Genomic DNA, 9,954 nt, shown 5'->3' with positions numbered 1-9,954 from the left:
TTCTTAAAAATATTCCAATCCAATTTCAAAATGAACAAGGAAAAGAAGTAAAACCATATGAGCCTCCTGTAATAAAAGTATCTGCCTCTGATTATGAAGAAGAAGCAAGTAAAATTAATTCTAAAACTCTTTCCTTATATTATAATTTTGAAACTCTAAACTTAAATATTTTACAAAATCTGTTAGATTTCGCAGAACAGGATAAAGAAAAAAAAGAAATAGACACTTATATATATGAATTGTATAATAAAGATAAAGAAAAAAAAGTAGTGATCACTTATCATGATAAAGGAGAATGGTTTGAGGTTGAAATTATATAGGTAATAATTAGTATGAAACCTCATGAATAATTAATATTTGAAATGTTTGATCATTTTGTTTAGATTATCCGGACATTGAAAAATATGATTATAATATTTTATTGCTTGGTTTATTTTACAACATTTTAGAGGTTATAAACCTTTTATAACCAAAAGAAGTTTTACATGAATAAAAAAATAGTTATACAGATAGCTAAAATAATTTTAATTATTGCAATCTTATATACAAGTTTAGCATCTATTATATTAATTGGCTTTAATTGGTATGATTATTTTCATCCGGAAAAAACTATCCCGGGAGATGATTCAGCTATGGTAGGTGCTTTATTTGGGTTAGGTATAATTTACTTAATTGGAGATCTTATTTGTATTGGAATATTTTTCATTTTATATAAAAAAACAAAGAAAAAATAATATGCGTTTATGAATACAAATTTCATCAGTGTAAGAGATTGCTAGAGTTAAAATAAATTTTACTTGAAAATAAAAGTTATATTCATTATAGTTAAAATAATTCTAATTCATTAATACTTAAGGATTATGCAAGGAGGAAATATTGTACGCAAAATAGGGGGAGAGAGTATAAGACGAGCAAAAGAATCTCTTATATTTAGAGGCAACCCATGTTAATTTGATCTTATATTCTTCCAAAAAAGTAGAAATGATAGGAGAGCAGGGAGAAGTTGAATATCTAAATAATTATAACCCTCCACCGCCTTTGCGCGTGGTAAAACTTGACGGACCTTTTGATGAAAAGGGACAGAAAGTTTCTTGTATTAAATTAGACAAGTAAAAACAATAAGAAGAGCCATAAAAGAATTATTCAGTAATAATTTAGAATGAATCAAACAAAAAGATAAAATAAAAATTGTATTTTAATGCACTGAAAAACTAACTACAAATGCAGATAAATAATCCGAAAAACACGCGCCTATATAAAGTAGAACATACATTGGATATAAAAGAACGATCTCAACACAAGCAAAGCAAGATCAATTATGATATGGCTATAAGTTATATTACCAATGGAAAGAGACTTCAAAGAATGTTTACTAAAGAAAATCTTAAAATAAGTTCTCAACCTTCCCATGATCCCAATACTGATATGGTATGTAATTTAGAATTGGCAATGTATCCGTTAACAGTTGAGGTAAATAAATATGAAAATTATGTACAAATAGTATCTTATAATCTTTGGAAAGAAAAGTGGCTAAAAAAATCAGGTGCTTTACTAAATACTAACTATCAAGAAGGGGTAGCAAGACAGCTAAGAGACCAATATAAACAAGCAATAGAAACAGAAGAGAAACTGAAACAAAAAATACAAGAAGAAGCTTTTTGGAGACTGTATTTTTTTGGTGTATCAGAAAATCAAAATGAGAAAAGCTTACGTTGGAGTCTGCATAAGATAGGAACTGTGTATTTTTTGGGAGCGGTCCATAATGAAATAAAAGGAAATGAAATTTTTAGTAGTTATGATGGATGTCCGAAACAACTAGAGGATAAATTTATCGAAAATATTAATTACTTATTAGACATAAAAAAATATACCCGAGACTATATAACTAAGGAAAACATAAAATCCCAATGCAAAGTGACGGCCCATTGGGAAAAAGACAGTGGTAAATTACTTTCCAAAACGGCCTCAATAAATATCTACACGGTGGATAAAGAAATTACCTATTCAGAAAAAATCGATATAAAATTTCACAGTATCAGAATGGAAAAAAATCCCGCAAGAAGTCAACGATCATTTTTAAATTTATAAAAAAGAATTGATGAATTAATAAACCTATACAATTAATACAACTTAAAAACTATAATTAAAAATCAAAATGAATAGCAAACAGAAAGTTCCTGAATTACCAGGAACTTTTTTGACTAAATAGTACAAGTATATTGAAATTTTCAAAGATTAACTTTAAGGCTTTTTAGGAAGTACAGCTTCTGATAGCACATTGACTACAGGTCGACTAGTTCCGGCTAAAATTTCATTAACAGCTTTCAACAAAGTCAGTTCTTCTTTAAGTTGAGGAGCCGATTGCTCGACTAATTTAGCCGCAAGACCCGCTGCCGGTACTCCTTCCACCGTTTGTTCCAAACGATCCATTTCTTTCAGAGCATCTTTTGCGTGTTCACCTCTTCCTATACGTACCCCATATACTTTATTTCTTCCCGATAATCCGGTAACTTCCAGGTCACCCACTCCGGGAAGTCCGAAGGCTGTTTCCATACGAGCACCCAAAGCTTGACCCAATAAAGACATCTCTTTTATAGCACGACTGAAAGTAGCAGCTTTTAAATTATGATGAGGAAATCCGGTACCTTCTTCCAGTCCGTCAGCAATTCCCAGAGCTATGGCGTACACATTTTTCATGGGCGCACAGATTTCTACTCCAATTTCATCATCGGTCGCTTCAATGCAGTAAACCTCTGTTCTTGCTTCTCTGGCATATTTTCGTGAAACTTCAATATCCTTGCATCCGAAAATGGTAGCTGTGGGTTTACCGTCTGCACACTCGTTGGCTTTTACCGGTCCGGCAATTGCAACGACAGGAGGGATTTGTATTCCTTTTTGTTTAGCTAGGGTGCGAATAGCTTCGGGAAGAAGTTGGATTTTTCCTTTTTCATCGGGACAAAATCCTTTAGAGGTCAACCAAAGTGCTTTTGTTTTGGATATTCCTTCTAATGCCATTTCAGTAACTTTAGGAACTCCTACTGAGGCAACCGACATCACCACGACATCTGCTCCTTCCAAAGCGTTATGTAAATCATTGGAACGAAATAGTTTAACTCCTTTTGCTAAAGGTATTTGTGTTCTTGGATGAGGTTTACCTGCTTCACAGGCATCCAATAAATGATCGTCGAGCCAGGTGCCCCATAATCTAACTTCCCAACCGGCTTTACTTACCGGTGTACATAAACCGGAGCCCATGGCTCCGGCGCCTAATATGGTGATTATTGCCATTTTTATTTATTTTACGATTTGTGATTTTAGTTTTTATAATTCTGATTTTGGTGATTCCGGCTTTGTTGAAGGGTATTTTTCCGACAACTCATAAAGTTGTTCAAAAATATTTTTTAGTTGCGGATATAGTTTATGCTGTATCTCGGCGACTTCTCTATATCTTTCTGATTGCGTTACATCCGGTTCAATAGTTTCTCCAAAATGTGCCATGTGTTTAGCAGCATGAGCTACGTTGTTGGATCCATGTGCGCCTATTCCTGCCATGGCAACAACGGAGGCTCCTAAGGCGGAAATTTCATCTTCAGAACAAATGGTAATGGGTAATCCCAGGGAATCGGCCATTATTTGACGCCACAACTGAGAACGAGTTCCCCCTCCCATAGCCCGAACCGATTTTAATTTAACACCGGTTCCTTTTTCAATGGATTCTAAATTAAATTTCATCTCAAAGCCGATGGATTCTAAAATTGATCGATACATATGCGCTTTGGAATGAGTTCCTCTCCAGCCTACCACTGCACCTCTTGCTACAGAATCCCAATAGGGACTTTGTACGGCATTCCAGTAAGGCAAGGTTACGAGTCCTTCACATCCCGGGGGAATATGAGAAGCTTCGTGATCCAACTTTGGATCCGGTTCTCCCAATAATTTAGGATCTCCTAAGGATTGTCGGAACCATCCCGCCAAATATGACCCTGAAGACTGTAAAATTTCGAAAACAAAATTTCCTTTAATTCCTGAAACATGAGTCCTGAATACGGGATCGCACCTGTAATCAGAGCTTTCAACTCCCGCATTTACAGCTGTTCCTAAATTTAGAAAGGCAATATCAGGAGATACGGCAGCTGCACCTATTCCTGCTGCCTGACCATCTCCCAAACCTGCAATTACAGGTATTGGCTTAGATAGTTTCCATTCTGCTGCCAATTCTGGTTTTAATTCTTCCATAATTTCTCCGGGAGGAACTAAATCGGCCATTTGTTCGCGGGTTACTCCGGCTATTTGTAAATGTTCATCGCTGTAATCAAATTTACGGATGTCCAATAATCCTAAAGAATCTGTTGCTGCTACTGAAGATATCCATTTACCGGTAAGGTTCCAAGTGATATAACCGTGTACTTCAACAACTTTAAACGCTTTTTTCAGCACTTCGGGTTCATTTTCTTTTAACCAAGCAATTTTATAGATACCGGGAGTTACACCGGGCGGCTTACCTGAGAGGTCATGGATATGATAAGAGCCATAGGCTCTAATTTGTTTCGTTGCGCGACCGTCCAGCCAAAGAATTCCGTTACGTAGAGGCATTCCGTTTTCATCAAAAGGAGCAAAGCTTTCTCGTTGATGAGTAATTCCAATAGCCGAAATTCGTTCTCTGTCTTTAGAAGATAGTTTTGACAGTACTTCTCCTACACATTCTTTGGTTGTTTCCCACCATCGAATCGGATTATGTTCATAAAAATCCATGGCAGGAGTATGAAGTTGTATATTTCTTTTTGCAGTTTGCCAAACGTGTCCGTTTTCATCAACAATAATTGCTTTGGAGGAAGTGGTTGAGGAGTCAATGGCAATTACTAAAGGACCGTCTTTTGCTTTTTTTGTGTCCATAGTTTATAATTTTTTTGTGGTTTTAGTTTAATTGAAAGTCAATCAAACAAATATATTTACTAAATCGAAAGTAAGCAAGAGTTAAACGAAACTTTTTTTATAATATTCAATAGTTTAAAATGCAAATCGAAAGTAAGTCGTTCTAAGAAAAGAATTTTTTAAAATTATGACCCATATGCATGATTTTATACAGTAAAAAATATAAAAAAAATAGGTTGAAAATCTTAATATATTATTAAAAAATGAACAATCAGCCGCCAATCATTTTCTTTATATGGTTTAATTTCATTAAAGCTTCTAAAGGAGTCAACGCATTGATGTCAGTTTTTACTATTTCTTCACGAATATTTTCTAAAATTGGATCGTCCAGTTGAAAAAAGCTTAATTGCATATTTTCATCGGTAGATGTTTTTGCATTTTCTTTCCGCTCTTTTTTAGAACTGTTATTTTCCAAAGTTTTTAAAATTTGCTCGGCACGTTGAGTTACTATTTCGGGCATTCCTGCCAGTTTAGCTACATGTATACCGAAACTGTGCTCACTTCCTCCCGGAATTAATTTTCTAAGGAACACTATCGTTCCATTGACCTCTTTGATGCTCACATTGAAATTTTTAATTCTTGGAAATGACTCCGTCATTTCGTTAAGTTCGTGATAATGTGTAGCAAAAAGCGTTTTAGGATGTGTGGGATGTTCATGAAGATATTCTGCAATTGCCCAGGCTATGGAAACGCCATCGTATGTGCTGGTTCCTCGGCCTATTTCGTCAAGCAATATTAAGCTGCGATCTGAAATATTATTTAGAATACTCGCCGTTTCATTCATTTCAACCATGAAGGTTGATTCCCCTTTTGATAAATTATCAGAAGCTCCTACGCGAGTAAATATTTTATCCACAATTCCCAGCGTTGCCTCCTTGGCAGGAACATAGCTTCCAATTTGAGCCATGAGAACAATCAATGCCGTTTGTCTGAGCAATGCGGATTTTCCTGCCATGTTAGGGCCTGTAATCATGAGTATTTGCTGCTTTTCGTCATCCATATAGACCGAATTCGCTACATAGGATTCTCCTAAAGGCAATTGTTTTTCAATGACGGGATGTCTTCCGTCTTTTATGTCGATGACTTTGGAATCGGTTAATTTAGGATGTGTGTAAGAGTTTTCTTGCGCTGTTTCCGCAAAAGAAAGTAAGGTATCGATGGTCGCAATTTTGGAAGTATTATGCTGGATATCCGTAAGACTGTTTTTGATTTGTAAACAAAGACTTTTGAAAAGTTCAGATTCCAATATTCCTATTTTTTCTTCAGCGCCTAAAATTTGGCTTTCGTATTCTTTTAATTCTTCTGTAATATATCTTTCGGCATTAACCAATGTTTGTTTTCTGATCCAATCGGTAGGAACTTTATCTTTATGGGTGTTCCTAACTTCCAAATAATAGCCGAACACATTATTAAAATCAATTTTTAGGCTGGGAATACCGGTTTTTTCAGATTCTCTAATGCATAAATTGTCTAAATATTCTTTGCCATGATTTTTTAAATTACGCAATACATCCAATTCTTCGGAAATTCCTTCTTTTATTACGTTTCCTTTTGACAAAATAACCGGTAACTCATCATTTAATTGCTCTTGCAATAAGGATACAACCTCTTCTAAATTTTTAAATTCTCCAAAATTAGTAAAGGTCGGATGATTTTTTTCTTTTAAGATTTTTTCGATTTTTAAGTAATTAATCAAAGAATCTTTTAAATATCCTAATTCTTTAGGTGATATACGTTCACCGGCTAATTTGCCTAGAAGTCTTTCTACATCGGATATCCCTTTAAGCAATTCTCGGATCTCATAAGCAATTTCGGAAAATTCTAAGAAGAAATCTACTACTTCCAACCTCCTCTGAATTACGGATATTTCTTTTAAAGGAGTGAGAATCCATCGGCGTAACATTCTCCCTCCCATATTGGTATGGGTTTTATCTAATATTTTTAACAGGGAAACCGATTGAGATTCAGTTGTATGGATTAATTCTAAATTTTTGATGGTAAAATCGTCCATCCAGACAAAGGTATCTTGTGATAATCGCTGAATATTGGTTATATGGTCCAATAATTTATGATGAGTATCTTCAACTAAATAAGCAAAAACCGCACCTGCTGCAGTGATCGCCAGTTTCATTGATTCTATACCAAAACCTTTTAAAGAATTGGTTTTAAAATGTGAAGTTAGTTTATCGTACGAATAATCATATTGAAATGCCCAATCTTCTAATTGAAATGAATAGGCTTGATGATCAAAGGGTAAAGGATGTCTTCGTTGATGGATTATTTCGGTCGGCTTAAAATTATCGATAAGATGTCGAAGTTTGTGTTCATCTCCTTCAGAAATCAGGAATTCTCCGGTGGAAATATCCAATAAAGCCATTCCGTATAAATTTTTTTCCTGATGAACGGATAATAAAAAGTTATTACTTTTTGCTTCTAAAACCTTATCATTAAAAGTTACTCCCGGGGTAACCAATTCCGTAACTCCACGTTTTACAATACCTTTTGCCATGGAGGGATCTTCTAATTGATCACAAATAGCAACTCTAAGACCCGAACGTACTAATTTGGGTAGATAAACATCTATTGAATGATGAGGAAAACCGGCCAACTCAATATGACTTGCTTGGCCGTTTGCTTTTTTTGTAAGTACAATTCCTAAAATTTTGGAAGCTTTAACCGCATCTTCACCAAATGTTTCATAAAAATCTCCAACTCGAAATAGCAACATAGCATCCGGATATCGGGCTTTTATACTGTTGTATTGCTTCATCAAAGGAGTTTCTTTTGTTTTACCCATTGCTTTCGAAGATTATAGTAGGTATTAATTTACATGAATTTGCTAAATTAGTACTTATTAATGGTTTTTAAAAATGCTCAATGGGTTTACGTATTTCATTTTTTGATAGGATCTACTCTTTTTAATTGTGAAATTGTATTTCCTATCCTAAAATTTAATAAAAATGTATTAAAAAATAATATTAAGAAAGTTAGTTAAATAGTTAAGTTTTTAATTATAGAGATTGTATAAAATCAATATATTCTATAGCCTTTTCTTCGATTTGTTCATGGGTAGCTTCATTAGTACCAAAAAATTTAAAACAAGGACGAAAATCTGATTTTGTATATGTAAATGCAGCTTTAAAAGGAGATAATATTTGGTCAATTATATTGGTTTCAGAATCCCAAAACTTAGAAAATTTGTCTTCATTTAAACCTATTGAAACGGCTATAGATATTTTTTTCTCTTTTAATTTATTACCTTTAGATCCATATGCCCATCCGTATATTAAAACCTTATCCATCCATTTTTTCAGGAGTGGGGTACAATTAAACCAATACATCGGAAATTGAAGTATTAAATTATCATATTTTTCAACTAATTTCTGCTCTTTTTCAACATCAATATTTTCATCGGGATATTCTTTATAAATCTGATGAACATAAATAGTATCGGGATATTTCATAAGTTCTTCGATCCATCGTTTATTTATGATTGAATTTTCAATTTGAGGATGGGCTACAAGTATTAATGTTTTCATTTTTTTTAAAGATTTAGTTAGTAATTCATTTTTATTTGATACAAAATTACAAACCTTCATATGAATATACTATAACTGTTAATTTTATCGTATAGTGATAATTTTATCTCTATGGATTTGTAAAGTTTTTAATTTGTATTTTCGAAAAAAATAGTTCATATGTCTTCATACAAACGTAAAATACCTATTGATATAAATTGCGGGATTAATGTGGCATTAAAAGTCATAGGTTCAAAATGGAAATTGTGTATTATAGAATTGATAAACAAAGGTATTTCACGACCTAGGGACCTAAATAAAAAGATAACAAATATTAATAAACGCGTATTACAGCAACAACTAAAAGAATTGGAAATGGATGGATTGATATCAAAAACCATATATCCGGAAGTTCCTTTACGGGCTGAATATTCCTTAACTGAATTAGGGATTACTATCATTCCTCTTCTTGAGCAAATTGAAGATTGGGGGAATTTATATGCCAATTTATTTGAAATAAAACAAAGCTAATTTATTTTATTGAAATGGCTGTAGTCTAAATAATCTTAATCAAATTAACTTTCAATTTTTTTTAAATTAATATAAAAGTAAATGCTTCTTGAATTTATTGTTACATTCCGTATGGTTTTTATTAAAATGGAATCGATATTAAATACATCTTGATGTGATCAGGCTCACCGGAAGGCTAACGAATATCAACAAGGCATAATTATCTCCCATGAAGAAAGCATAAATTAAAATCCAGAACAAAAGATAAAAAACTAAAATAGTATGTTGCGAAGAAATCTTTAAATCTTCAGAAATATTTTTATTTGAATATTGACTGATCCATCCTAAAATTAATACAACAAGAAGTATTAATAAAATAGGGATTTGATATTCAAAATGAAATGTTGGAATGGTTAATTGATTTATCCAATTAGTAATATATGAAAAAGAATCGGTAATAAATGTTATTTCAAGAGTAAGTATAACGGTTACCAATACACCTGCTATATACTGGGATATGTTTATTTTTTCCTTATAATATACAATAGTCATGAATAAAAATAAAAAAACTATTGAAATGGTTGGAAAATATAATAAGCTTGCTATAGAAGCGAACATCCCAATGTTAAAATATTTCAAATGAGAAGATTTGCTGAAAATATCTAACAATAATAAAAGCGCCATAGAAAGAAGTAAGTAAGACAGACCTATAGGTAAATTTATAAATTCTTCACAAGAAGGAATAAATAAAAGATTATAAATGGCTAACGCCCAAATTTTCCTTTTTTTCTTAAATTTTGAATATAAAATTGTGAGGGTATTTAAAATATATGACAATGAACTAACAACAACTATCTCCCACAATTTTAAAATAGATGTAACCTGTAAATTAAGATAATAAATAAAGACTCCTAAAAAAATGATCCACAGGCCAAAAATGGGGAAAAAATATTTGATAGAAGGAGAGTTCGAGTACATTTTTTTATATATTTGT

10 protein-coding genes are annotated in these 9,954 nt (G+C 32.8%); 5 read left to right on the top strand and 5 right to left on the bottom strand.

Annotated features, from left to right (window positions below; translation table 11 throughout):
- The 4 genes from GFV01_RS09035 to GFV01_RS09025 form a co-directional block, all read left to right on the top strand.
- Window positions 1-320, top strand: a 320-nt coding sequence (locus tag GFV01_RS09035) for a hypothetical protein (protein ID WP_160566721.1), incomplete at its 5' end; no start/stop codon positions are given.
- A gap of 165 nt (window positions 321-485) precedes the next feature.
- Complete coding sequence (locus GFV01_RS09030) at window positions 486-734, top strand: hypothetical protein (protein ID WP_160566718.1); 249 nt, start codon at window positions 486-488, stop codon at window positions 732-734.
- A gap of 247 nt (window positions 735-981) precedes the next feature.
- Complete coding sequence (locus tag GFV01_RS10215; RefSeq protein WP_255448972.1) at window positions 982-1,113, top strand: hypothetical protein; 132 nt, start codon at window positions 982-984, stop codon at window positions 1,111-1,113.
- Window positions 1,114-1,221: 108 nt separating this feature from the next.
- Window positions 1,222-2,088 (top strand): hypothetical protein, encoded by an 867-nt coding sequence (locus GFV01_RS09025; protein ID WP_160566713.1) that lies wholly within the window; start codon window positions 1,222-1,224, stop codon window positions 2,086-2,088.
- A gap of 153 nt (window positions 2,089-2,241) precedes the next feature.
- Here the strand turns inward: GFV01_RS09025 and GFV01_RS09020 are convergent, their stop codons facing one another.
- From GFV01_RS09020 to GFV01_RS09005, 4 genes are all read right to left on the bottom strand, one after another.
- Window positions 2,242-3,288: a glycerol-3-phosphate dehydrogenase gene (locus GFV01_RS09020; protein ID WP_160566710.1), complete on the bottom strand. Its 1,047-nt coding sequence runs from the start codon at window positions 3,286-3,288 to the stop codon at window positions 2,242-2,244.
- Window positions 3,289-3,321: 33 nt separating this feature from the next.
- The gene (locus tag GFV01_RS09015) at window positions 3,322-4,893 is read right to left on the bottom strand and encodes an FGGY-family carbohydrate kinase (RefSeq protein WP_160566707.1); all 1,572 of its coding nucleotides are present in this window, start codon (window positions 4,891-4,893) and stop codon (window positions 3,322-3,324) included.
- Between the two features lie 250 nt (window positions 4,894-5,143).
- On the bottom strand, window positions 5,144-7,729 hold the full coding sequence (mutS, locus tag GFV01_RS09010) for a DNA mismatch repair protein MutS (protein WP_160566703.1): 2,586 nt from the start codon (window positions 7,727-7,729) through the stop codon (window positions 5,144-5,146).
- A gap of 214 nt (window positions 7,730-7,943) precedes the next feature.
- Window positions 7,944-8,471, bottom strand: a complete 528-nt coding sequence (locus GFV01_RS09005) for an NAD(P)H-dependent oxidoreductase (RefSeq protein WP_160566700.1) — start codon at window positions 8,469-8,471, stop codon at window positions 7,944-7,946.
- Window positions 8,472-8,630: 159 nt separating this feature from the next.
- Here GFV01_RS09005 and GFV01_RS09000 point away from each other — a divergent pair, with 159 nt between their 5' ends.
- Complete coding sequence (locus GFV01_RS09000; RefSeq protein ID WP_160566697.1) at window positions 8,631-8,981, top strand: helix-turn-helix domain-containing protein; 351 nt, start codon at window positions 8,631-8,633, stop codon at window positions 8,979-8,981.
- A gap of 138 nt (window positions 8,982-9,119) precedes the next feature.
- On the opposite strand, the gene GFV01_RS08995 is transcribed toward GFV01_RS09000, so the two are convergent.
- Window positions 9,120-9,938, bottom strand: coding sequence for a DUF6427 family protein (locus tag GFV01_RS08995; RefSeq protein WP_160566694.1), 819 nt, complete (start codon window positions 9,936-9,938; stop codon window positions 9,120-9,122).
- Window positions 9,939-9,954 lie beyond the last annotated feature (16 nt).

This window comes from Apibacter sp. B2912 (assembly GCF_009827835.1).
Lineage (GTDB): Bacteria > Bacteroidota > Bacteroidia > Flavobacteriales > Weeksellaceae > Apibacter.
This window is presented reverse-complemented; position numbering and strand designations above follow the sequence as displayed.

Excerpts from the sequence above, each read along its gene's own strand:
- GFV01_RS09030 (WP_160566718.1), top strand. The coding sequence starts at position 486 with ATGAATAAAAAAATAGTTATACAGATAGCTAAAATAATTTTAATTATT.
- GFV01_RS10215 (WP_255448972.1), top strand. The coding sequence starts at position 982 with ATGATAGGAGAGCAGGGAGAAGTTGAATATCTAAATAATTATAACCCT.
- GFV01_RS09025 (WP_160566713.1), top strand. The coding sequence starts at position 1,222 with ATGCAGATAAATAATCCGAAAAACACGCGCCTATATAAAGTAGAACAT.
- GFV01_RS09020 (WP_160566710.1), bottom strand. The coding sequence starts at position 3,288 with ATGGCAATAATCACCATATTAGGCGCCGGAGCCATGGGCTCCGGTTTA.
- GFV01_RS09015 (WP_160566707.1), bottom strand. The coding sequence starts at position 4,893 with ATGGACACAAAAAAAGCAAAAGACGGTCCTTTAGTAATTGCCATTGAC.
- mutS (WP_160566703.1), bottom strand. The coding sequence starts at position 7,729 with ATGGGTAAAACAAAAGAAACTCCTTTGATGAAGCAATACAACAGTATA.
- GFV01_RS09005 (WP_160566700.1), bottom strand. The coding sequence starts at position 8,471 with ATGAAAACATTAATACTTGTAGCCCATCCTCAAATTGAAAATTCAATC.
- GFV01_RS09000 (WP_160566697.1), top strand. The coding sequence starts at position 8,631 with ATGTCTTCATACAAACGTAAAATACCTATTGATATAAATTGCGGGATT.
- GFV01_RS08995 (WP_160566694.1), bottom strand. The coding sequence starts at position 9,938 with ATGTACTCGAACTCTCCTTCTATCAAATATTTTTTCCCCATTTTTGGC.